The organism is Cohnella baijiui (assembly GCF_020731285.1).
GTDB lineage: Bacteria > Bacillota > Bacilli > Paenibacillales > Paenibacillaceae > Cohnella.
Window position 1 is genome coordinate 1 of sequence record NZ_JAJFOW010000016.1, and the last position, 21779, is coordinate 21779.

Sequence of the window (21779 nt, forward strand, 5' to 3'; positions counted from 1 at the left end):
AATTTATTGTAACAGGTCGCTACTACGGTGTGTCCACTTTCTAGTCTATCTGCACCCTGCTGTTCCTGCTGCTCGGACTCATCCTCGTGCGGCTGTAACGCCGCGACGGCAGCGAAGAGCGAGGGACGCGCGGCTGCAGCGCATTGGTTGGAGCATTTTGCTCCAACTGGCGCGGAGTACGCGGCTTCGACGGCGTGGTTGGAGCATTTTGCTCCAACTGACCTTTCCACACATGAGATGCTTGGCATGCAATACACGCCATTAAGGATCAATTTGTTACCTATTCCCGCACACGAGATGCCTGGCACCCCATTAAGGAACAATTTGTTACCTATTCTCGCACACGAGTCACTTGGCACCCCATTAAGGAACAATTTGTTACCTATTCCCGCACACGAGATGCCTGGCACCCCATTAAGGAACAATTTGTTACCTATTCTCGCTCACGAGCCACTTGGCACCCCATTATGGAACAAGTTGTTCCCTATTTCCGCACACGAGATGCCTAACACGACATTAGGGAACAATTTGTTCCCTATTTGATCGACGAGGCCGGCTCCCTCTTTTTCGTCCCCTCCGTGCTTCAAACGCTCCGCTCTCCGGCGGACGACGGGATAAAGCCTCCCAAACGAGCAAAAGACCCCGTATTCCGCTTCACAGCAGAATACGGGGTCCTTTCCTTTCAATTTCCGCCGCTATGAAGGGAATGGACGCTCTTCGTCCCGCCCCTCCGTCCAAGCGCGCCGAAGCCGCAAGATCCCCTCCTCGATCTGTTCGATCGGGGGCTTGGCGAAGCTGAGGCGGAAGCAGCCGGGGCGCGATCCCAGGACCGCCCCGGGCACGTAGGCCACGCCCTCCCGGAGCGCGCGCTCCAGCAATCGGGGTTCGTCGGGATCGCCCGCGCCGTGCCATTGCACCCACAGGTTCAAGCCGCCGTTCGGCACGCGGTACGAGATCCGCCCGGGGAGCACCGTATCGAGGGCCGCGCGCATCGAATCCATTTTGTACGCCAGCTTCCGACGCAAGCGGGCAAGATGCCCGTCGAAGTGACTCGCGTCCAGCAGCTCCGAAGCGACCCACTGGGGCAGGACGCTCATGCCGAAGTCCATCTGCTGTCTGGCGTCGGCCAGTCTCGCGATGACGGATTGCGGACCGAGCAGCCAGCCGATACGTAGGCCGGAGGCCGCGATTTTGGATAGCGAACCCACGTACAAGATCTGTCCGCCGGCCTGCTTCAACGCGCGAAGCGGGCGAGGCGGAACGCCGTCGAAGGCGGTCAGGCTGAACGGATCGTCCTCCACGATCGGGATGCCCCGCTCGGCGGTCAAACGCAGCAGCCGATCCCGCCGCTCGTCGGACAGTACGGTGCCGGTCGGATTTTGAAAGTTCGGATTAAGGAAGATCATGCGCAGCCGGTGCTGCCGGTGCAGCGCCGCGACGTCGTCGGGGTCGATCCCCTCCTCGCCCACGGGCAAGCCGAACACGCGCAGCCCCGCCGAACGGAACATCGAGAGCGAGTGGCTGTAGGACGGATCCTCGACCGCGACGGCGTCGCCGGGGCTGAGAAGGCATTGGCTGATCAGAAAAAGCGACTGCTGCGAGCCCGACGTGACAAGAAGTGATGAGGCCGACGCATCGATGCCGTGATAGCGCCGCAGGAACGCCGCGATCGACTCGCGCAGCGGCAAATAGCCCTGCGGGTCATCGTAGCCGAGATGACCGACGTACGAGCGCTCGCGCAGCAGCCGACGGACGAGCTCATGCGGGAACAAGTCGTCAGACAGCTCCCCGCTTGCCATGTCGATCGGTGCCCGCTCGCCGCGCAGCGCCTCCCGGATGCGCCGCATCGCGGCCAAATTCGGCTGCATCGCGCCGCCGGCCAAATAGGGGCGCCAATTCGGCGCCGGCGCCGCCTCGCCCGGTTCGGGCTGCGACACGCGGGTGCCGCTGCCGACCGCGCGCGACACCAGCCCCTGCGCCCGAAGATCCTCGTACGCCTGAATGACCGTGCTGCGATTCACCTGCAGGAGCGCCGCCAGCTTCCGCTCGGACGGCAGCAGGCTTCCGGGCGGATACTCGCCTTGGCGGATTCGCCGCTGCAGATGCTCCGCGATTTGCAGGTAGATCGGTTTTTTGGAATACCGGTCCGGTTGCCACATGCCGGTTCACCTCCATGCCTCTCCATTATGGGCATGCGTTCGCGGGAGAACAAGCGACAATTGGATGGCCAAATTGGATGGGCAATTCTCCGGTCCATTGGATGGTGAAGCGAAAGCTCCCGCCTACTATGCTTATCCATATCCTCTTTTTTTAGCCAAGGCAGGTGAACCGGATTGCAAATTCCTCTCCTTATCGGCGCGGTGTTCGTCGTCATGCTGCTCGCCCTGGTCGCCACGCTGCTGGTCGGCTTCTCGGGGAGCAACAATCGCGAATCGTCGGCTTACAGCAGCGGCACGGGCAAAAAGTGGCTGCGGCTCGGCTCCATTTACGTGCTCTGCGTCGTGGCGGTCGCGGCGATTTATTTGTTTAACCGCTAGCTAGCGCATGATTCTTCAAAGGGGGTAACTCGTATGCTATACATTGTGATCCTGGCCTTCTGCATGTTCTTTGGCGTGGCGGCCGTCATCGCGGGCGGCAAGCACATCATTGACGCCGAGGAAAGCGCGGAATGACGCGTAGGGCAGCCATTCGGCCGCAGGAAGCGGAAAAGGGATGTCCCGGCAGATGCGGGATATCCCTTTTTTGACGAGGTGTAGGCGATATTTATTTCAACCAAAGCGCGTCCAGCGCGTACGCGCCGGGTCCGATCAACAGCACGCCCAAAGCCGTGACGAGCAGCGCCAAGTTATACTCATAGCCGTTGGACGTCGCCCAGATGCCGTTGCGGCCGTGCACCTTAAAGACGGCGATGAGCATCGTGGCGATGATCAGGACGGCGCCGACCCAAGTTAGCAGTCCCAAAGCGAACAGCAGCCCGCCAACCAGCTCCGCCAGCCCCGCCAGCAAGGCCATCGCAACGCCCGGCTTGATGCCGATCGACTCGAAAAATCCTCCCGTTCCCTGCAAGCCGTGCCCGCCGAACCACCCCGCGAGCTTCTGCATGCCGTGCGCAGCAAACAACAATCCGATGACCACGCGAATGATCAACAATCCCCAATCCATTATGGCCACTCCCTATGCAAATGTTTAGTTTGATTTCGAAATTGCCGGCAAAGATATATTATGTTAATTTACTTACTTTTATCAAGCATAAAACTTTTCTATCGTTTCGTTCTACCTTTTCAAAATGGCTTGTGCTACAATAAGTAAATGAAAGGGGTGAGCCGGATGGACTACTCCAAAATGTGCCCTAAATTCGAGTCCGCCGCCGAGCTGCTCGGCAAAAAGTGGACGGGACTGATCATCCGCGTTTTGCTCGGCGGTCCCAAACGGTTTAAGGACATCAAGGAACAAATCCCCGACATGAGCGATAAAATGCTGACCGACCGCATGAAGGAGCTGGAATCGCTCGGCGTCGTGAAGCGAACCGTATATCCGGAAATGCCTGTGCGTATTGAATATGAGTTAACGGACAAGGGCCGCGACTTGAAGGACGTCATTCATTCGATCCAGGATTGGGCCGAACATTGGATGTAGCGCCGGCGGCCGACATAGCCAAAGAGGCCGCCCGCATCGCCGAGATCATCGGGATGCGGGCGGCCTCTTGTCGTCTGAAGGAGCATTAATGCGTCGGGGAGGACGGCGGTGCGGGCGGACGGCTTTCATCGTAGCGGCTGATGGCCGCTTCCGCGCGCGCAAGGAGCGTCGCGGAATCGATCTGCGCCGGCTGATCTGCGTAATCGTATTGGGTCTCGGCGTATTCCGCTTGCGGTTGTTCGGGGCGCTCGGGCTCGGCGAAAATATCGACGACGCCGTCGTACAGGCTGCCGAGCATACGGAGCAGCGCCGGCACGAACAGCAGCAGGAAAAATCCGATGCCGGCCACGACCAGGGAACGTTCGAACGGGGACAGCGGCGGCAGCAGCATCTGCATGACTTCCGCGTCGTTAAACAATTCGAACTGGTACAAGAACATCGAAACCTTGTAAGCGGCCGGAGAGACGACGAGCGCGAGGATCGTGGCGGGGATCGCCACCGCTACCACGAACATCGCGATGCTGACCGGAAACTGGAGGATCGCATAGCCGGCCGCGCGGAGGCTCTCCGGGCGAAGGATCGTGCCGAACCATTTGCGCCATGCGGAGCCATCTCCGTCTGCGGCGGCGGCAGACGCGCGGTTCGCTGCGGGCGTTTCCTTCCCGCCGCGATGCCAAGCCTCCCATCTCCGTTCGTCTTCCCGCTTCATTTTCGACAGCCATGACAACGTGCCGGCCAAAATCGGGATGCCGACGCCGACGATCGCAAGAGGCAGCCCGGCGCAAATGCCCGCCACCGCCACGACGAACATGGCGATGCCGCGCGGCAGCGCGAGCAGGAGCAGCTTCCAAGCCGTTAAGGCGCTTCGTTTACGCATAGGGAATTCGCTTCCTTTCAATTGCCTTCTCTATGCTCCGATTGTACCAAGCGCCGGCGGCGGCGCGTCAGCGGCTGCGGTACGGGATGCGACCCCGACCTTCGGCTAGGTCCGTCTCCTTCTCCCGCCATACCCTTCGCTTGCCCGCAAACGTCAGCGGGACACGGCGGCGATCCGTTCGGCGAGGGCTTGGACCTCATAAAAAAATGCGTATCCGCCCCACCTGCCTCGACGGATAAGCATCGTGTCCTCCCACAGCGTCAGCGGCTCCGGCAGGCATACGGAGCGGGAGCGGATCTCCCGGCCCCAGCGGCGTCCCTTCATCTCCGTCAGCCACGGCGGGCCGTCATAGATCACGACCCAGTCGGCCGGCAGCACGGGCACCAGCGGCTCCAATGCATCCGTCTCCCCGCGGCCGGGATGCAGGAACAAGATCGCGCCCGGCATTCGCCCGTCCTGCAGGCGGACGCGGTCGAACAGCCGATCGAGCACCCGCTTCTTTCGCCGCGCATAGCGGAGATAGACCCCAAGGAAGAACAGAAAAAGCCCGCAGACGACAACGAGCCCGGCGCTCTCAAGCGGGGACACGACTTCTCCCCCTCCTCGTCTCGTTAGCGAGCTTCAGGCTTTCCAGCGCGAGCACCGCGCACAAGATCGCGACCGCGAACGCGGCCCTGGCCGGCATCGTCATCTCCTCGCGGCGCATGCACGAGCCGACGGCGAGCAGGGCGATCAGCGCGGCGTTCCGCCGCAGAGGGAACCGGCCGAGCGGATGGTTCGCGCCGAAGCAGGCGCAGGCCGGACCTTGCTCCGCCTCGTCCCGCAGCCGGACGGAGCGCCTGCGGCGCCAGGTAAGGGCGGAAAACGCAAGCAGCAGCGCGCAAGCCGCGCCTTCCCCCGCTCCCCACGGCAGGACGCCCCCCGCGCCGAAGGAAGCTCCCAACCCGAGCTCCAGCGCGAGTACGGCGTATGCCGTCAAGCTTGACGAACGGGCTGGCAGCAGGCGATGCGCCTCGATCTCCAGCCGGAAATCGGCGAGTCCCTTCGTTTTGGCAAAACCGGACGCGAGAAACGTGACGGCGGCGGCGAAGGCCGCGATATGCGGAATCCAACTCAAACGAATCTCTCCTTTGCATAAACACGATTGGAACGGCCGCCTCCCGGCAGCTCACCCGCCTGATCCGAAAGGTGAATTGCCCGATGGCGGAAAAAGGGAAGGACGCCGTCGTCCTCCCCTTTGCGATCGCCGCTTAGACGCAGCAGCCTTGGAGCTGGTCGCAGTCGATGTACTGCCCCTTCCCGGTATCCAGGTTGGTGCAGATGATCGTCTTGTTCGCCCAGTATTGCTTGGAATAAGAGGTGCCGTTCGCCGTACAGGCGCCGGCTTGGCAGTAGTAGTAATCTACGAATTCTCCGTCAAAAAACGTCCCCGTCGGACATACGCATGCCATCGCTATCACCTCCTTTCAGGCGGACGGATGCCCGCAGCGCAAGCAGCTCCGCCGCATCATGGACGGCGCCGGACGCCGCGAGGCGGCCGCGTTCGTCCGTCAAGATCGCGCAAGGAAGCGCCGAGATCGCATACCGCCGTCCCATTTCTCCCTGCGCCATGGAATAGACCGGGAAGGCCCAGCCAAAGTACCGCTGCATCTCGCGGTTGTCGGTCTCGTCCCCCGTGGTGAACAGCGCGAGCGTATATTCAGGCATCCCCCGCGCAGCCGCAGCCAAATGGGGCAGCAAGTCGATGCAATCCAGACAGTGCAGCGAGGCGAACACGAGCGCCGTTCGGCCGTCTCCGGCGGCGGAAGCCGTCGGGATCTCCGCGCCCGGCATGGGGGGAAGAAGGTCGCCGGGCTTCAGCCCGATCGATGCGAAGCCAGCCATTCCGTCTTTTGCGGCCATGTTTGGCTGCGACATGTTTCCATCTCCTTTCTTACGTTTCGTACCAGGTCCGCTGCTCCGTCCACATCCGGCGATAGATCCCTTCCCGGGCCAGCAGCTCCTCATGGCGGCCGACCTCGGCGACCGTTCCTTCGTTCATCACGACGATCCGGTCCGCCCGGCGGGCGATGCCGATCCGGTGCGAAATGAGGAGCACCGTCTGCTCGCGGTAGCGGTCCGCGATTTCTCGCATGACCTCCAGCTCGCTCAACGGGTCGAGCGCCGACGTCGGCTCGTCCAGCACGACGAGGTCGACGTCCTCCTTGGCGTACAGCCGGGCCAGCGCGAGCCGCTGCCACTCGCCGCCGGACAGGTTGATCGCGTCATCCCGCAGGCCGCCGAGCGGCGTGTCGAGGCCCGCGGGCGCGGCCCGGAAGCCGGCCCGCCATAGCCAGTCCTCCAGCGCCCGGTCGTCGTCCGCCGATGCAATCCGGCCGACCGCGACGTTGTCCCGGACCGTCGTCTGGTAGCGCACGAAGTCCTGAAACAAGGCGTGCAGCCGCTCGCCGCGCTGCCGGTGATCGGTACGTCCGACCGGGACCCCGTCATAGCGGACGCAACCCCGCTCCGTTTCGTACAAGCCGAGGATCGCCTTCACGAGCGTCGACTTGCCCGATCCGTTTTCGCCGAGGATCGCGACGGTCTCCCCTTTCGGGATCGTCAGGCTGACATCGCGGAGCGCCGGCGACTTGCGGTTCGGATAGGTGAAGGTCAAGCCTTCGACCGTCAGCACGTCACGGTAGGCGAACGGAAGCGGCTCGTCCGCTGGCGTGGTCGCCTCTTCCCACGCAGCTGCGGTCGCGGTCGCCGGAACGGAAGTAGGAATCTCCGCCGCGGCCGCCGACGCCCGCGACGCCTGCTCCGGACCGGCTTCGCCGAAGCGGAGCCCGCCTTCGAGATGCACATGAAACTCCCAAAGCTTGGCGCAGCCTTGCACGATGGACGAGACATTCGTCACCGTCAGGCTGAAGGCCATCGTGATGGCGACATAGTCGCCCGCGGTCCAACCTCGATGGCGGATGAGCCAGGCCGCCGCCAGCGCGACGACGCCGGAGATTACGATGGAGAGTCCCTCTCCGAGCGCGTAGCTGCGCGTCTGCAGCCGCTCCAGCCGGAGCTGGAGCGCGTCGATCCGGTCTTTGTGCGTCTGCCATTGGCGCTTGAAATAGCCGCCCGTCCCGTAAAGGACGATCTCCTTTTGCGCGGAGGGGCCGGTCAGCAGATCGAAATAGTACAGATGCCGGATCGACCCGCGCTGGATTTCGCGGCCGAGTACGACGCGGGGGCTCACCGTCCGCAGGTGCAGGCAGCCTCTGGCGCCGCCTACCGCGACGGCGAGCAAGCCAATGCCAGCATAAGCGCCCAGCATATAATGGAAGCCGAGAGCCGCGGTGAGGAGCCTCGCGAACAGTTGTGTCGACTGAGCGTAGAGCTCATAGCGCTTGCCGCCGGCGTACCGCGCGTAGCTCAGGTCTCCCGCGTAGCGTGGATGCTCTTTGGACAGAAGCGGCAGTGCGGCCGTCCGCTCGATGAGCTCGGCGTCGCGGGCGTTGCCGAACGCCGTGCCGAGCCTTTGCCCCTTGTCGGCGGACCAGGCGCTCAGGGCGGAGCCCGTCAACTGGGCGGCGACGAGCGCTGCGAGCGGCAGGACGTAGGCCGCTTCGTCGGGTGCGAAGACGGCGTCCAGCACCCCTTTGGACAAGTAGAGCTGCGCATAGGATTGCAAGGCATTGTAGACGAGCATTCCCGTCGCGAGCAGAACAGCCGCCGAATCGAAGCGGTATACTTCGACGAACGCGCGCGTCGCGGACCGGGCGACCGCAGCGGCCGCCTTCACGGGGCGGAAGGCGCGGCGGCGGAACGCTTGACGCCAAGGACGCCGGCGATTCGCGCCGCGTGGCCGTACGTATTGAAAAGGCCCGATGCCGCCGCATGTCCGTCCGGGCGAACCGCCAGCATGTACGGGACCACGCGGATCGGCGTCTGCTGCGCCAGTCTGAAGATGTCGCACCGGTACACCCGGCATGGCAGATCGGCTACCTCCCTCCGCAGACGCTCCAGCGCCTCCTCGTCCCCTTCGTAGAACACGGCATACGCCAGCTCCGGATCGTCCCGCATCACTTCGATCGCCGGCTCCAGCCGGCAAGCCTCGCAGCCGGCGCTGGCGACGAACACCACCGCTCCCCGCTCCGTTTCGCGGATCCAGGTCAAATCCGTCGGACCCTCGTCCGGCCGCAGCTCGAGCGCCTCCGGGAACAGCGTGTCCGCCGGGTATGCCATGACGCCGTTTCGTAAAAATGGATGATGTTTCATCTCTCGATCGTCTCCTTTCGCTAACCGCTTTTCGTCTTCGGCTTCGGCGCCGCGTCTTCGGCCGCGTAGGCCGCCTTCTCCTCCGCGCAGCCGGCCGCCGCAGGCGATCGCCGCGTGCGCACCGTCCGCACCAGCTCGATCAGCTCCAGCGTAAGCGTCTGTACGGCTTCCTCGCGGGGCATCCGCAAAAACCCCGACAGCCGCTCGATATCGTCCCGGAAATAATCGAGAATGCGCTGCGTCGCTTCTTTGTCTCCCTCCGCGGACGCCTCTACCCACGCAAGCATTCGTCCAGCCGGCTCCGCAACAGATCGACCGCTTTTCGTTTCCATTTGTTCACCGCCTGCTGGCTCATTCTTAGTTCGCCCGCCACTTCGCGCTCCGACTTCCCGTCCACGATCAGCATCCGCATGACGGTCCGCCCTTTGGACGGGGGAATCGCCATGAGCGCCTGCTGCACGAACAGGCTGGAGATCAATGCCTCCTCCCCCTGTTCGGCGGCATGCTCGAACGTAAGCGGCAGCTCTCTTTTCAGCAGGAACCGGCTTCGGTACTGGATGCGCCAGGCCGCCCGCTGGAGCTGCGTCCGCAGCTCCGCGATCAACGCTTGTTCCTCCATCGGCGTTCCTCCTGTGCAGGTCTTTCTATCTAAAAAGGAGTCTCTCGACTTCATTCTACAACCAAAAAGGGAACATTTGTTCTTATTTTTTTGGGAACAAAGACCGGAAATGACAGGAAACGGCGCACGGCGCCAGACGGGACGCGGGAATCGCGCGGATCGGCGTTGACCGCGAACCAGGGCGATGATGCGCGAACGGACGCGCCGAAAATGCGAAAGAAATCGCGGATTTTCTCGGGGGCTGTCGAAACCTTTTCCTATGAATCTACGTCTATTAAGTACGATGGAGGGGATTCGTTTGAGAAAAGGTAGATTACTGCTCGTTACAGGCGTAGCCGCCCTGCTTGTGTGGGGAACGATCGAAGTGACCAAGTCCGACGTTTGGGGCAGCGTCTCGCTGTCGCAGCCGCCGGCTTCCGCGACGGACAAGCCTTCGGCGGATCCGGCGGAGAGCGATCAGCCCGTGCAGGACGAAGCGGCGGCGACGCCGACCGCCAAGCCCGACAAGAAACCGACCAAAACGCCCAAGCCGGCTCAGACGCAGGCGCCGGATACGGGCACAAGCAGCCTGGCGGCGATTCTGACGGAAAACGCGCCGAACAAAACCATCAAGACCAACAAGGACGGCCTGGCCGTCGTGACGAATACGTCGAGCATGTACGTCCTCGTGAACAAGAAGCGCAACCTGCCTTCGACCTATAAGCCGGCCGATCTCGTCGTGCCGGACGTGGCATTTTCGTTTGCGGGCGACTCGCCCAAAAAGCAGCTGCAGCGGCCGGCCGCTCGCGCCCTCGAGAAGCTGTTCGCGGCCGCGAGCGAGGACGGCATCACCCTGAAGGCCGTCTCCGGTTACCGCTCGTACGCGACGCAAAAGTCGATCTTCGACCGCAACGCCAGCCTGAAGGGCGCCGAAGTCGCCAACAAGACGAGCGCGGTTCCCGGCCAGAGCGAGCATCAGACCGGTCTCGCGATGGACGTGTCCAGCGCCAGCGCCAACTACGAGCTCGAGGAGAAATTCGCGAGCACCAAGGAAGGGAAATGGCTCGCCGCGAACTGCGCCGAGTACGGCTTCATCATCCGGTTCCTGAAGGGCAAGGAAGACATCACGGGTTATTCCTACGAGCCGTGGCACATCCGTTATGTCGGCAAAGAAGCGGCCAAGGAAATCATGAAACAAAAGATCACGCTGGAGGAATACCTCGAGCAATACAATTCGACGAAGGCGTAAACCGCTAGATGGCAAGCAATCGTACCGCGGGCCAATAAGGAATAGCGTGTCCCTTTTTTCGCCGACACATCCTCATACCCAAAAGGACCTCGTTTCCGCGCGCTGCGGAAAACGGGGTCCTTCTTTTTCGCCCTTTTGGTACTACTATGTTCCATATTTCGGTGGAATGGCGGAGGCGCGCGGAAATAAGGTACATTTTGTTCCCTATTTCGGCGAAAAAGGCGGGGGCGCGGAAATAAGGTACATTTTGCTCCCTATTTCGGCGAAAAAGGTGGGGGCGCGGAAATAGGGTACATTTTGTTCCCTATTTCGGCGAAAAAGGTGGGGGCGCGGAAATAGGGTACATTTTGTTCCCTATTTCGGCGAAAAAGGCGGGGGCGCGGGAATAAGGAACATTTTGTTCCCTATTTCAGCGGAGCGGCAGAGGCATGGTGGAGTATCGGAGTACGTGACCGTGCCTGGTTGGAGCATTTCGCTCCATCTGGAGGAGTATAGGGCCTTCCGACCGTCAAGGAGCCCGGACGGGAGGTCAAGATTTCTGTCAGTACACAGACAAATGGCTGCCGTACCGGAGCAGCCCCAGCTTGGACGCTACCCGCCGGGAAGCGGAATTGTCCTCCATGGTGCTGTAGAGCGGAATCGCTCCGCGCTCCCGCACCTCGCTCGCCCATCGGGCCACGACGGCCGCCGCATAGCCTCGACCGCGATACGCTTCGAGTGTCTCGAGCCCCGCCTCGTGGGCGCGTTCGCCGATCCGTACGCTGCGGCAGACAGAGACGGCCATGCCGTCGCGGACCAGGGCGACACAGGGCTGCGCGTAGTCAAGCTCGGAGACAAGCCAGTCGAAGCCGTCCTGCAGCCATTCGGTTCCTTGGTCCGGGCGGAGCGAGACCGTCTCCAAGGACGGCGATAGCGCGGACGGCACCTCATAACAGGGCCCCATCGTCCAGCGTTCGCTCTCCAGCAGCGTCAAATAGGCATTCAGATGCTTGGGCTTCGCATCGCCGTCCCCAGCGGCCGGTTCGTCGGCGCTCCAACGCGCCAACTGGCGGGCGAGCGCCTCCGGCACGTCGTATCGATAGCGGCAGGTCGCCGCCCCCCTTGCGGGCCGTCCCAGGAAAAACCGCGGCGCCGGCGCCTCGCCGGGCCAAGGCTCGTTGGCCGCCCGCATCCGGCCGCCCGGGTCGTACGTAAACATCGATTCCGCATGCAGCTCCATATATACGGAAGGATCGCCTTCGACCAAATCCCGCGAAAACATGCAGCTCCCCTCCTTTACGGTCATGTTCGGCGGTCGCCAAACGTCCGCCCGTCATGACCATCGTAACCGATCTTCTCCGCTTCCGGGCGGGAAAAAATGATTATAACGATCCCGTCCCCGATCGTGCCTCTATCGGATGCGGACGCGATACGGCTCGACGATGTATGCCGGGTATTCGTTGACATCGAACGTGAGCGGCTGCGGGTAGTCCTCGTTCTCCAGATAGTAGTACACCTCTTGATGCGGAATGCCGTCGTCGCCCGAACGCCAGGTGCCGACCGTCCGGGACTTGGCGTCGGCGAACTTGTGAAACGCGCCGGCGCCGTCGGTGAAGCCGTCCCAGCCGAACAGAGCGTACCCCCGGTTGTCGTCCGGACGCGTGCCGGCGATGCCGATGACGAGCGTCGTGTCCGACGATCCCTTCATCACGTTCGTAAGCGTAAGCTTCTCGTCGGGCGCCCGCACCATCCGCTGCGCCTTCGTGTCGATGACGACTTTGCAGTCGTTCCGATCGATCGCCGAGAACCAGCTGCCTTCGGCGTACAGTTCGCGGGGCTGCCGGAAGTAGCTGCTCTCGAAGTACAGCACCGGACGGTTGCGCTCCAGCGTGCCGCCCGTCCATTTCCACACCGTGCCCTGATCGTCCACAAGACGCATGTCGCCCGCGTTGAAAATCTGCTTGTCGTTGTCTTCCGCGTAGTCGAGGTAAAGGGCGATGCGCAGCGGGGAAATCTCCGCCTTCTCGAACGTCACCCGCTGCCCTTCGACCGAGATCGTCCGGTCCAGCGCGATCTCCTGCTTCAACCCTTCGAACCGGCTGTGATCGATGGGGAAGCGCACCTCGAACGCCGGATCCGTATCGAGCGCGATCGGCGGAAGCCGTCTGCCGTCGCGATTGCCCTTGGCGCCCGGTACCCGGCCCAGATGGAGCTTCAGCACCGCTTCGTCCGGCAGCGGTATGCCATTGCCCATCTGCACATCCACCATGCCCTGGTAGATGCCCGTCTTGCGGCCGTTTTGCTCGTACTCGCCCGGCGTGCCGGACTGGATGCCCGCCTCCAGCGTCTGGCCTGCCGCGTCCGTAACCGTCGGCCAGCCGATGCGGATCGCATCGTCCTTGTTCTCCGCCCGTACGTCAAAGTACACGACGAGACGGCCGTCGTCCGCCAGGATGCCCTCCACCGTAAGCCGCATCCCGTCGTGGGCGTCGGAGAGCCCGACAGGCTGCGCATAGTCGTTGTCAGCGGCCAGGGACAGGCTGCGGTCGCCCGATTGCTGCACCCGGTCGATGAACGCCGCGAGCCCCGGCACCTCCCGCAGCATCGCCGCGAACGCCGGCGAGACGCGGATGCTCACGAGGCAGGATACCGCGAGGAGGACGACCGCCGCGGCCGCGCTCCAGCTTCGGATCCTGCGTCTTTTGTCATGGGCTTTCGTCAGCTGTCCCTGCCGGATGCCCGCCCGGATCGCGTCGTCGATGCGGGCGCTCAGCGCCCCGTCCATCCGGTTTTCCGCCGAATCCTGCTCATGCATGGTCATACCCCCCTTTTCCGCCGAGCGTCGCACGGAGCTCCTTCAACGCCTTGTGCAGCCACGTTTTGACCGTCCCCTCGGGCTTTTCCAGCAGCCGCGCGATTTCGGTCAGCGTCATGTCCTGGTCGTACTTCAAAATGATGACGTGCCGGTAATTCGGCGGCAGCCGGTCGATCGCGACGCGCAGCACGATGCGATCCTCCAGATTCAGCTCCTCGACGAGCGACTCCGGAATCAGATAAAACGGCATCGTCCTGCGCCGCCGCTTCTGTTCGTCGATACAGTGATGAATCAGAATCCGCACGAACCACGTATGGAAAAAGCTCGGCTCCTTGAGCGCCCTCAGCTTGACGTAAGCCCGGCAAGTCGCCTCCTGGATGGCGTCCAGAGCGTCGGCTTCGCTCTTCAAGTAAGCGTAGGCGATGGCGTACAATTTGTCCTTTCGGCTGCTGACCAGGGCGTAGAATGCCTCGTCGTCTCCCGCCTGCGCGGCCAGCACCTGCTCGATGATCGTCACCGTCTCTCCTCCTTTTACGACCATTAGACCGTCCAAGGGGCCAAACGGTTTTCGTTATTTTTGGGGACATCGCCTGTTTTTCGCGGAAACAAGGAATTTTTTGGGGGCATGGCGAACATACAATGAACCAAACGACGCAAAGGAGGGTATGATGGATATTATCACGCCTCAGGTGCTCTATCACGGCACCACCGAACGTGCCGTCGCCAGCTTCGGCCAGCGGCTGCTGAACCGGGCTTACTGGCGCCCCGGCCGCGACTTCGGAGAAGGCTTCTACACGACCATCTCTCCCGCGCAAGCCCGCAAATGGGCGCACAAGGCCGCCGGCGGCTCCGTGCAGCCGACCCGCCCCTGCGTGCTCGTCGTCGAGATGGCCTCGCTGCCCCGCCGCCTGTCTCCGTGCGTGTTTTTGTCGGAATCGCTCGCCTGGGCGGATTTTATTTTCAGCCATCGTTTGGTCGCGGACAAAGGCCGGGACCCGTGCGGCCGGCATCCCGACATCGTCATCGGCCCGATGGCGGACAACGATACTGGAAAACTGATGGTAGATGCGATACAATTAGGGAAAGATGTCGAATGGTTTTACGATCAAATTACCCGCACCGCAGGTGGCAGGCGCCTCGATGCTCTCCGGCTTGGGAATCAGGTCGTCTTCTCCTCCGAACGCTGGGAAGCGCATTTGCGGTTCATCGGGTATTACGTCCATGCGGAAGGAAGGTGGATCTACCATGACCGGTCAAGTCAGATTGAATCGATATGAGCGGAGCATCGTCGAAGCCCTGACCGCCGAGCACGGGTACGCCGCCGGGGAAGCCCGGGCGCTCGTCATCGGCTACATCCAGGTCGTCCGCAAGCTCGGCGCCTACGATCCTCCCCGCGATCACGCGGAACGACTCGCCGAGGCCCATCGGAGCGCATACGCGCCCGAGGCTTGGCTTGAGAGACTGCTTCAGGGCGAGAAGGATCTGCTACGCGGCGGCGTGCTGCCGGCCGAACGCAGCGCCTCCTTCGCTTACGGCAGATAACTTTGGCGATTCCAAGCACGGTCCGTCTTCCCTTGGGAGGCGGATTTTTTTGTGCCGCCGGGCGGAAAACGTGCGTTCCCTGCAAGAATGCGGGGGATCGTCAAACGCCGACAGGAGGGGATCCCTCTCGTTCCATGAACGTCCTGCCGCATCTGGACAACAGCACGAGCATCAAAACGCGTACGAGAAGCATGAAGAGCCCGGCGAGGACAAGCAGCAGAGAGATTCGGAGCAGTCCCGATATTGCGATCGAGAGGCAGCATCCGATCGCATATAGTCGCCAGCAGTTTCGCGCCATGTCATACAAATCCAGCCGGTTTTGCGCCATCGCCAGCTGTTGAATGCCTTTGATCAACGAATAGACCATCGACAATTGAAGCGCCGCCAACCCGATCGGATACACGACGCCGAGCCAGCTGCCGGGTAGCCAGGATAGATGCAGGGTCGGAAGCGACATGACTAGCAAGATCAAAGGAAGCGGACGGCCGGAGGCGAACGGTCCGCCCTGCCTGCTTAATCTGCTGAACCCGATGTAAATCAACCCGTAACCGATCGCGTCGGGCAGAAGATCCCAACCGCCGATCCGTCCACCGAACAGGAACAGCATCCCCCAAAAGATCGGACGGAACCCCGACATCCTTCGCGATCGCCTCCTTATCGCAACTCTTCATGGCTCATTATAACATTTGAGCGGAACCCGTCGTGCCCGACATTCATGTGGAATAGGCAAACCGCGTACGGAAACGAGAACGATGTGGAAAAGGCAGACCGCGTACGGAAACGAGAAAGAAGGAGTGCACGACTCCTTCTTGGGCCTTGCGGCGCACGGAAACGAGAAGAGGGTGTCTCAAATGTAAGTCTGTTCATGGGACAGACAGCTAAACGTATGAAAACGAAGGAATGGCGGTGTTTGGGGGGACGATCCCTGCACCGCCATTTCTCGCTTTCGATCCGCTGCCTTCAACAAATGATGGGCAAGCAAAAGCCATCCGACCTCCAAGCTTGCCTTCGGCAAGACGCGAAGCAGAAAACGCCGGAATCCGCTTTCAATGTCGCCTACCCCGCATCCAACGATTAGATGCAAATGTACATCTAATTTAGCTATATTGCCTGCTTAACGATCATTTAGTTGCAATCGTACAACTAAATTATCCGTTTTCTGCGTACAGGACGGATTTACGCTAAATTAGATGTACTTTTACAAGTAAACCGCTCCACCCTCCCGAATGGCCCTAAATAGATGTACGAATGCAACTAATTGACTGAGTGACCCGAAACGAGCGCAAACAAGGAACCAATTGGCTTACACTAGTGGCGAACCATCGGCCGGAATCCGACGAATTTTCACGAAGACCCAACTGATTCGTTCGAAACCAGCCTCGCAGATTGCCACGCGTTAGAGGCAGCCGCCATGAATGGAAAGATCGTCAATGGATGCCCATTCATCCGCATTGAAAACCGCGCTGCTGACTCTCGGGCCCTATTACAACCTTATGAGACAGCCTTTTGGTCCTGCGGCGCGCGGAAACGAGAAAGAAGGAGTCCACGACTCCTTCTTGGGCCCTACGATGCGCAGTAATGCAAAAGAGGGAGTCCGCAGGACTCCCTCTTTTGCATAGCGCGGCATGCCGCCGCGGATCTTAATTAGCCTTCGAGCAGCAGCGTTTCCGGATCTTCGAGCAGCTCCTTCACCTTTACAAGGAAGCTTACGGCTTCCGCGCCGTCGACGATTCGGTGGTCGTAGGAGAGCGCGATGTACATCATCGGACGGATCTCCATCGTCTGCGGATCGATCGCGATCGGACGGTGTTGGATCTTGTGCATGCCGAGGATGCCGACTTGCGGCGCGTTCAGGATCGGCGTGGACAGCAGCGAACCGAAGACGCCGCCGTTCGTGATCGTGAAGGTGCCGCCTTGCAGGTCGGACAGGCCAAGCGCGTTATTGCGGGCCTTGCCCGCCAGATCGGCGATCGTGCGTTCGATTTCGGCGAAGCCGAGACGGTCCGCGTCGCGAACGACCGGCACGACCAGGCCTTCCTTGGCCGCTACGGCGATGCCGATGTCGTAGTACTTCTTCGTAATGATGTCTTCGCCGTCGATTTCCGCGTTCAGCAGCGGGAATTTCTTCAGGGCTCCGACGACCGCTTTGGTGAAGAACGACATGAAGCCGAGGTTCACTTCGTTCTTCTCCTTGAAGGCGTCCTTGCGGCGCTTGCGGACGTCGAGGATCGCGGTCATGTCGACTTCGTTGAACGTCGTCAGCATGGCTGCGTTGTGCTGCGCCTCAACCAGACGATTCGCGATCGTCAGACGGCGGCGAGACATCTTCTTGCGCTCGGCCGGCTTGGCCGGATTAACCGCCGCGGCCGGGGCCGCAGGCGCTGCAGGTGCGGGAGCCGCCGGACGGCTGCCGGCGCTGCGCACGTCGTCCGCGTGAATGCGACCGAGCGGATCGCGAGCCGGCGTCTGGCTCAGGTCGATGCCTTGCTCGCGAGCCAAACGGCGCGCGGCCGGCGTAGCCGCAGGCTGGCTGCCGGATGCAGCCGGCATGCTGGCAGGAGCCGGAGCGGCAACGGCGGGCGCTGCAGGCGCGGGAGCCGGCGCAGCCGCAGGCACGCTAGCTGGCTGGGCGGCCGGCGCGGGTGCGCCGGCGCCGCCGCCTTCGCTGATGCGGCCGATGACTTGGCCGATCTGCACGGTGTCGCCTTCTTTATACAGAATTTCGGCGATGACGCCTTCTTGCTCCGCGCTAATCTCGAGATTGACTTTGTCCGTCTCGAGCTCGAGCAGCAGATCGCCTTGATTGACATGGTCTCCTACATTGACCGCCCAGCGGGAGATGGAGCCTTCCGTAATCGATTCGCCCATTGCCGGTACTAAGATATCTTGCACAGCTGCTACCTCCCCAAGTTATGAGCCAACGTCGGACTCGGCTTCAACGATTGCGAAATGATGTACTGTTGTTCGAGGGCGTGCACTTGCTGGAATCCGCTGGCCGGGCTCGAACGCTCCGGACGACCGATGTAGCGAAGAGCGACGCTCTCCGGCGCGATGTCGCGGATGCGAGGCTCCATGTAGCTCCAGGAACCCATGTTGCGCGGCTCTTCCTGCACCCAGACGATCTCCTTCAAGTTCGGGAACCGCGCGATGACGGCCGCGATCTCGTTGGCCGGGAACGGGTACAGCTGCTCGACGCGGACGATGTGCAGCCAGTCGTTCGACTCGGAGCCGTCCTTTTCCAGGCCGTCCTCCAGGTCGATGGCCACCTTGCCCGTCGCGAGCACGAGACGCTCGACCCGCTCCGGATGGCCGCCCAGGCCAGGCTGCTCCACGATCGGCTGGAACCCGCCTTCCGCGAAGGCCGCCGCCGGCGAAGCCGCGCGCGGGTTGCGGATAAGGCTCTTCGGCGCCATCACGACGAGCGGCTTGGCCGCATCGGTGCCCGTAAGCGACGCCTGCCGGCGGAGCAGGTGGAAGTACTGCGCCGCGCTGGACAGGTTCGCAACCGTCCAGTTCTCTTCGGCGGACAGCTGCAGGAACCGTTCGAGGCGGGCGCTGGAATGCTCCGGGCCCGCGCCTTCGTAGCCGTGCGGCAGCAGCATGACGAGGCTCGACTTCTCGGACCACTTGGAACGGCCGGAAGAGATGAACTGGTCGATCAGCACCTGCGCGACGTTCGCGAAGTCGCCGTACTGCGCTTCCCAGATCACAAGCGTTTCCGGTGCGTAGACGTTGTACCCGTATTCGAAGCCGAGCACGGCCGATTCGGACAGCGGGCTGTTGTGGACCGCGAACGAAGCTTTGGCCTGCGGCAGCTTGTGGAGCGGCGAATACGTGGCGCCCGTGTTCGGGTCGTGCAGAACGATGTTCCGGTGCGCGAAGGTCGCGCGCTCGGCGTCTTGGCCGGTAATCCGGATCGGACGGCCGTCCGCGAGAATCGAGGCGAACGCCAGCGTTTCCGCGTGACCCCAGTCGACCTTGCCTTCGTCGTTCAGGGCGTCGGCGCGGCGCTCGAGAATCTTCTGCAGCTTCGGATACACCGTGAAGCCTTCCGGCCAGTTCAGCAGCTCGCCGTTGATCTTGCGCAGCTCCTCCAGCGGCACCGCCGTCGGCGCCGACTCGGCTTCTTCGTCGCTGGTAGCCGGAGGCACTTGGTGCACCGCCTCTTGGTTATCCTGCTTCTTGAGCTCGTCGTACGCTTCCTTCAGGCGGCCGACGACCTCGCTCTTGACTTGCTCGTAGAGCGCTTCGGACAGCTTGCCTTCGGCGGCCATCTTGTTCAGATAAAGCTGGCTGACGGTCGGACGCGCCTTGACCTTCTTGTAGATCAGCGGCTGGGTCGATTCGGGATCGTCCGTCTCGTTGTGCCCGTAGCGGCGGTAGCCGATCAGGTCGATCAAGAAGTCCTTCTTGAACAGATTGCGATATTCGCTCGCCATGCGGGCCACCGCGATGACGGCTTCAGGATCGTCCGCATTGACATGTACGATCGGGATTTCGTAGCCTTTGGCCGGGTCGCTCGAATAATGCGTCGAGCGGGAGTCGAAGCTCTCGGTCGTGAAGCCGATCTTGTTGTTGACGATGATATGGATCGTGCCGCCGATCTGATAGCCGTTCAGCTGGCTCAGGTTCAGCGTCTCGGTGACGATGCCTTCACCCGGGAAGGCGGCGTCGCCGTGCATGACGATAGACGCCGCGGCGTTCACGTCCTGCTCCGGGTAGCCCGGCCGGCTGCGGTCTTCTTGCGCGGCGCGCGCGAAGCCCTGCACGACCGGATTGACGTACTCGAGATGGCTCGGGTTGTTCGCGAGCACGATTCGCGTCTCCACCGACTCGCCCGTCTTGATCGAACGGTTCGCGCCCAGGTGATATTTCACGTCGCCGGACCAGCCGTAATTGATGCCGATCGATCCCTCGGACGGAATGACGTTCTTGTTGGGCGAATGATGGAACTCGGAGAAAATCTTCGTGTACGGCTTGTTCAGCACGTGCGCGAGGACGTTCAGGCGGCCGCGGTGGGCCATCCCCATCGAGATGTGGCGCACGCCGTCGTTCGTCAGCTCGTGGACGATTTGGTCCACACACGCGACGAGCACGTCGTTGCCTTCGACGGAGAAGCGCTTGGCGCCGACGAACGTCCGCTGCAGAAAGTCCTCGAACTGCTCGGCTTCGAGCAGACGGGTCAGCAGCTTGCGGCGCTCCTGGTCGTCGAGCGTCTGCGCGGGTACGACTTTCTCCGCGTATTCGGTCAGCCATTTGCGCTCGGATTCGTCGTGAACGTGACTGAACTCGTACGCGATCGTGCCGGTATATGCTTCTTTCAGCTTCTGAATCGCTTCCCAACCGTTCGAGAGTCCGGCAGGTCCGCCCTCCCATACCATCTCGGCCGGCATCGCGGCGAGGTCGGCGGGGGTGAGGCCGAACGTGTCGGGCTCCAGCACTTTGGCGCTGGATCTAGGTCCGATGTCGAGAGGGTCGATATCGGCGGCCAGATGGCCGTAAGCGCGGATGTTCCAGACCAGTTTGCCGGCCACGACCGCGTTGCGGATCTGGCGTGCATCCACGCTGACAGCCGCTCCCGTCGTCGCCGGGGCGGCTTGCTGGATAGCCGTGCGCGGCGGTTCGCCCCACAGCTTGAACAGGTCGCGGTACTCCTGCTCGACCGCTTCAGGGTCGCGCAGGTACACATCATACTGTTCTTGGATGTACCCTAGGTTCGGGCCGTAGTACTTCTCCCACGGGTTCTGATGGTCGTGCGCATCATTAGCCATTGTGTGATCCCTCGGTCTTCTATAAATGTTGGTATTTCAGACGACTGATTGCTTATCCCTGTTGATTATAAATCAATTGATCTTGCGATAAAAATAATCATTTCCTATCATTATCATCTCAAATCGAGATGAATATTGCAAGAAACGCGCGCATGCCATGATTATGCGCCAAAATACGGCATTTTATGTCCATCGCGCCTCGCGTTGCCGCCCTTTAACAAAAAAAATACCCCGGCAGCGGCGGAAAAAACCATCGCTGCCGGGAAGACCCGTCGTATGCTCGGCGCTTAGAGGCCCAGCCATTGCTTGAACATATGCTTCGTCGTGTCGCGGTTGATCGCCGCGATCGACGTCGTGAGCGGGATGCCCTTCGGGCAGGAGCGCACGCAGTTTTGCGAGTTGCCGCAGCCTTCGATGCCGCTCTCGTCCTCCATGAGGGCTTCGAGGCGCTCGTGCGCGTTCATCTCGCCCGTCGGGTGGGCGTTGAACAGACGAACCTGCGAGATCGGCGCCGGGCCGATGAAGCTCGAGCGGTCGTTGACGTTCGGGCACGCTTCGAGGCAAACGCCGCACGTCATGCATTTGGACAGCTCATAAGCCCATTGGCGCTTGGACTCGGCCATCCGCGGACCCGCACCGAGATCGTACGTCCCGTCGATCGGGATCCACGCCTTGACCTTCTTCAGCGCGCCAAACATCCGTTCGCGGTTGATGACGAGGTCCCGGACGACCGGGAACGTCGACATCGGCTCGAGGCGGATCGGCTGCTCCAGCTTGTCGATCAGCGCGGAGCAAGCCTGGCGCGGCTTGCCGTTGATGACCATGGAGCAAGCGCCGCACACTTCCTCGAGGCAGTTGGACTCCCAGCAGACCGGAGCCGTCTTCGAGCCGTCGGCCTTGACCGGATTCCGCTGAATTTCCATCAGCGCGCTGATGACGTTCATGTTCGGGCGATAAGGGACTTCGAATTCCTCGGTATAGGAGGCCGCGTCCGGTTGATCCCGGCGCGTGATGATAAACTTGACGGTGCGTTTGGCGGTAGCCGTTTCAGCCATCGC

Annotated in this window: 23 protein-coding genes; 5 read left to right on the forward strand and 18 right to left on the reverse strand. The window is 61.8% G+C overall.

Annotated features, from left to right (window positions below; genetic code table 11):
- Window positions 1-695 precede the first annotated feature (695 nt).
- A complete protein-coding gene (locus LKX83_RS15940) occupies window positions 696-2159 on the reverse strand; it encodes an aminotransferase-like domain-containing protein (RefSeq protein ID WP_227883279.1) in 1464 nt (487 codons plus the stop codon).
- A 174-nt stretch (window positions 2160-2333) separates the two neighbouring features.
- Here LKX83_RS15940 and LKX83_RS15945 point away from each other — a divergent pair, with 174 nt between their 5' ends.
- Window positions 2334-2537 (forward strand): hypothetical protein, encoded by a 204-nt coding sequence (locus LKX83_RS15945; protein WP_227883280.1) that lies wholly within the window; start codon window positions 2334-2336, stop codon window positions 2535-2537.
- A 226-nt stretch (window positions 2538-2763) separates the two neighbouring features.
- On the opposite strand, the gene LKX83_RS15950 is transcribed toward LKX83_RS15945, so the two are convergent.
- Window positions 2764-3162: a DoxX family protein gene (locus LKX83_RS15950; protein WP_255654609.1), complete on the reverse strand. Its 399-nt coding sequence runs from the start codon at window positions 3160-3162 to the stop codon at window positions 2764-2766.
- Between the two features lie 165 nt (window positions 3163-3327).
- On the opposite strand from LKX83_RS15950, the gene LKX83_RS15955 reads away from it, so the two are divergent.
- A complete protein-coding gene (locus LKX83_RS15955) occupies window positions 3328-3636 on the forward strand; it encodes a winged helix-turn-helix transcriptional regulator (protein ID WP_227883281.1) in 309 nt (102 codons plus the stop codon).
- Between the two features lie 85 nt (window positions 3637-3721).
- On the opposite strand, the gene LKX83_RS15960 is transcribed toward LKX83_RS15955, so the two are convergent.
- The 9 genes from LKX83_RS15960 to LKX83_RS16000 all read right to left on the reverse strand — a co-directional run bounded on the left by LKX83_RS15960 (window position 3722) and on the right by LKX83_RS16000 (window position 9386).
- Window positions 3722-4513, reverse strand: coding sequence for a sensor domain-containing protein (locus tag LKX83_RS15960; RefSeq protein WP_227883282.1), 792 nt, complete (start codon window positions 4511-4513; stop codon window positions 3722-3724).
- Window positions 4514-4666: 153 nt separating this feature from the next.
- Window positions 4667-5101 carry a hypothetical protein gene (locus tag LKX83_RS15965; protein ID WP_227883283.1) on the reverse strand — a complete coding sequence of 145 codons (435 nt, stop codon included), beginning with the start codon at window positions 5099-5101 and terminating at the stop codon, window positions 4667-4669.
- Window positions 5088-5630 carry a MauE/DoxX family redox-associated membrane protein gene (locus tag LKX83_RS15970; protein WP_227883284.1) on the reverse strand — a complete coding sequence of 181 codons (543 nt, stop codon included), beginning with the start codon at window positions 5628-5630 and terminating at the stop codon, window positions 5088-5090. Before LKX83_RS15970 ends, LKX83_RS15965 begins: the two co-directional genes overlap by 14 nt.
- Window positions 5631-5763: 133 nt before the next feature.
- Entirely contained in the window at window positions 5764-5964 is a 201-nt protein-coding gene (locus tag LKX83_RS15975) for a hypothetical protein (protein WP_227883285.1), read from the reverse strand.
- The gene (locus tag LKX83_RS15980) at window positions 5930-6430 is read right to left on the reverse strand and encodes a TlpA family protein disulfide reductase (protein WP_227883286.1); all 501 of its coding nucleotides are present in this window, start codon (window positions 6428-6430) and stop codon (window positions 5930-5932) included. Before LKX83_RS15980 ends, LKX83_RS15975 begins: the two co-directional genes overlap by 35 nt.
- 16 nt (window positions 6431-6446) lie before the next feature.
- Entirely contained in the window at window positions 6447-8291 is a 1845-nt protein-coding gene (locus LKX83_RS34420) for an ATP-binding cassette domain-containing protein (RefSeq protein WP_227883287.1), read from the reverse strand.
- Window positions 8288-8767, reverse strand: coding sequence for a hypothetical protein (locus tag LKX83_RS15990; protein WP_227883288.1), 480 nt, complete (start codon window positions 8765-8767; stop codon window positions 8288-8290). The genes LKX83_RS34420 and LKX83_RS15990 overlap by 4 nt, the downstream gene beginning before the upstream one ends.
- Window positions 8768-8787: 20 nt before the next feature.
- Window positions 8788-9054, reverse strand: a complete 267-nt coding sequence (locus LKX83_RS15995; protein ID WP_227883289.1) for a helix-turn-helix domain-containing protein — start codon at window positions 9052-9054, stop codon at window positions 8788-8790.
- Window positions 9039-9386, reverse strand: a complete 348-nt coding sequence (locus LKX83_RS16000; protein ID WP_227883290.1) for an RNA polymerase sigma factor — start codon at window positions 9384-9386, stop codon at window positions 9039-9041. Before LKX83_RS16000 ends, LKX83_RS15995 begins: the two co-directional genes overlap by 16 nt.
- 298 nt (window positions 9387-9684) lie before the next feature.
- Here LKX83_RS16000 and LKX83_RS16005 point away from each other — a divergent pair, with 298 nt between their 5' ends.
- Window positions 9685-10614 (forward strand): D-alanyl-D-alanine carboxypeptidase family protein, encoded by a 930-nt coding sequence (locus tag LKX83_RS16005; protein WP_227883291.1) that lies wholly within the window; start codon window positions 9685-9687, stop codon window positions 10612-10614.
- A gap of 541 nt (window positions 10615-11155) precedes the next feature.
- On the opposite strand, the gene LKX83_RS16010 is transcribed toward LKX83_RS16005, so the two are convergent.
- From LKX83_RS16010 to LKX83_RS16020, 3 genes are all read right to left on the reverse strand, one after another.
- Window positions 11156-11875: a GNAT family N-acetyltransferase gene (locus LKX83_RS16010; protein WP_227883292.1), complete on the reverse strand. Its 720-nt coding sequence runs from the start codon at window positions 11873-11875 to the stop codon at window positions 11156-11158.
- 129 nt (window positions 11876-12004) lie between these two features.
- Window positions 12005-13408: a DUF4179 domain-containing protein gene (locus tag LKX83_RS16015; RefSeq protein ID WP_227883293.1), complete on the reverse strand. Its 1404-nt coding sequence runs from the start codon at window positions 13406-13408 to the stop codon at window positions 12005-12007.
- Window positions 13401-13925 carry a sigma-70 family RNA polymerase sigma factor gene (locus LKX83_RS16020; RefSeq protein ID WP_227883294.1) on the reverse strand — a complete coding sequence of 175 codons (525 nt, stop codon included), beginning with the start codon at window positions 13923-13925 and terminating at the stop codon, window positions 13401-13403. The genes LKX83_RS16015 and LKX83_RS16020 overlap by 8 nt, the downstream gene beginning before the upstream one ends.
- A 151-nt stretch (window positions 13926-14076) precedes the next feature.
- Here LKX83_RS16020 and LKX83_RS16025 point away from each other — a divergent pair, with 151 nt between their 5' ends.
- On the forward strand, window positions 14077-14685 hold the full coding sequence (locus LKX83_RS16025; protein ID WP_227883295.1) for a DUF3990 domain-containing protein: 609 nt from the start codon (window positions 14077-14079) through the stop codon (window positions 14683-14685).
- Complete coding sequence (locus LKX83_RS16030; RefSeq protein ID WP_227883296.1) at window positions 14654-14950, forward strand: hypothetical protein; 297 nt, start codon at window positions 14654-14656, stop codon at window positions 14948-14950. Before LKX83_RS16025 ends, LKX83_RS16030 begins: the two co-directional genes overlap by 32 nt.
- A 100-nt stretch (window positions 14951-15050) precedes the next feature.
- On the opposite strand, the gene LKX83_RS16035 is transcribed toward LKX83_RS16030, so the two are convergent.
- From LKX83_RS16035 to sdhB, 4 genes are all read right to left on the reverse strand, one after another.
- Window positions 15051-15587 (reverse strand): hypothetical protein, encoded by a 537-nt coding sequence (locus LKX83_RS16035; protein ID WP_227883297.1) that lies wholly within the window; start codon window positions 15585-15587, stop codon window positions 15051-15053.
- A 1007-nt stretch (window positions 15588-16594) separates the two neighbouring features.
- Window positions 16595-17842, reverse strand: coding sequence for a 2-oxoglutarate dehydrogenase complex dihydrolipoyllysine-residue succinyltransferase (odhB, locus tag LKX83_RS16040; RefSeq protein WP_227883298.1), 1248 nt, complete (start codon window positions 17840-17842; stop codon window positions 16595-16597).
- 5 nt (window positions 17843-17847) lie between these two features.
- Window positions 17848-20721, reverse strand: coding sequence for a 2-oxoglutarate dehydrogenase E1 component (locus LKX83_RS16045; protein ID WP_227883299.1), 2874 nt, complete (start codon window positions 20719-20721; stop codon window positions 17848-17850).
- A gap of 287 nt (window positions 20722-21008) precedes the next feature.
- A complete protein-coding gene (gene sdhB / locus LKX83_RS16050) occupies window positions 21009-21776 on the reverse strand; it encodes a succinate dehydrogenase iron-sulfur subunit (RefSeq protein WP_227883300.1) in 768 nt (255 codons plus the stop codon).
- Window positions 21777-21779: the final 3 nt, after the last annotated feature.

Coding starts and splice junctions, on each gene's coding strand:
- sdhB (WP_227883300.1), bottom strand. CDS start 21,776: ATGGCTGAAACGGCTACCGCCAAACGCACCGTCAAGTTTATCATCACG.
- LKX83_RS16010 (WP_227883292.1), bottom strand. CDS start 11,875: ATGTTTTCGCGGGATTTGGTCGAAGGCGATCCTTCCGTATATATGGAG.
- LKX83_RS15950 (WP_255654609.1), bottom strand. CDS start 3,162: ATGGATTGGGGATTGTTGATCATTCGCGTGGTCATCGGATTGTTGTTT.
- LKX83_RS15980 (WP_227883286.1), bottom strand. CDS start 6,430: ATGTCGCAGCCAAACATGGCCGCAAAAGACGGAATGGCTGGCTTCGCA.
- LKX83_RS15990 (WP_227883288.1), bottom strand. CDS start 8,767: ATGAAACATCATCCATTTTTACGAAACGGCGTCATGGCATACCCGGCG.
- LKX83_RS16015 (WP_227883293.1), bottom strand. CDS start 13,408: ATGCATGAGCAGGATTCGGCGGAAAACCGGATGGACGGGGCGCTGAGC.
- LKX83_RS16035 (WP_227883297.1), bottom strand. CDS start 15,587: ATGTCGGGGTTCCGTCCGATCTTTTGGGGGATGCTGTTCCTGTTCGGT.
- LKX83_RS15940 (WP_227883279.1), bottom strand. CDS start 2,159: ATGTGGCAACCGGACCGGTATTCCAAAAAACCGATCTACCTGCAAATC.
- LKX83_RS16045 (WP_227883299.1), bottom strand. CDS start 20,721: ATGGCTAATGATGCGCACGACCATCAGAACCCGTGGGAGAAGTACTAC.
- LKX83_RS16025 (WP_227883295.1), top strand. CDS start 14,077: ATGGATATTATCACGCCTCAGGTGCTCTATCACGGCACCACCGAACGT.
- LKX83_RS15960 (WP_227883282.1), bottom strand. CDS start 4,513: ATGCGTAAACGAAGCGCCTTAACGGCTTGGAAGCTGCTCCTGCTCGCG.
- LKX83_RS15995 (WP_227883289.1), bottom strand. CDS start 9,054: ATGCTTGCGTGGGTAGAGGCGTCCGCGGAGGGAGACAAAGAAGCGACG.
- LKX83_RS16000 (WP_227883290.1), bottom strand. CDS start 9,386: ATGGAGGAACAAGCGTTGATCGCGGAGCTGCGGACGCAGCTCCAGCGG.
- LKX83_RS15975 (WP_227883285.1), bottom strand. CDS start 5,964: ATGGCATGCGTATGTCCGACGGGGACGTTTTTTGACGGAGAATTCGTA.
- LKX83_RS15955 (WP_227883281.1), top strand. CDS start 3,328: ATGGACTACTCCAAAATGTGCCCTAAATTCGAGTCCGCCGCCGAGCTG.
- LKX83_RS16030 (WP_227883296.1), top strand. CDS start 14,654: ATGACCGGTCAAGTCAGATTGAATCGATATGAGCGGAGCATCGTCGAA.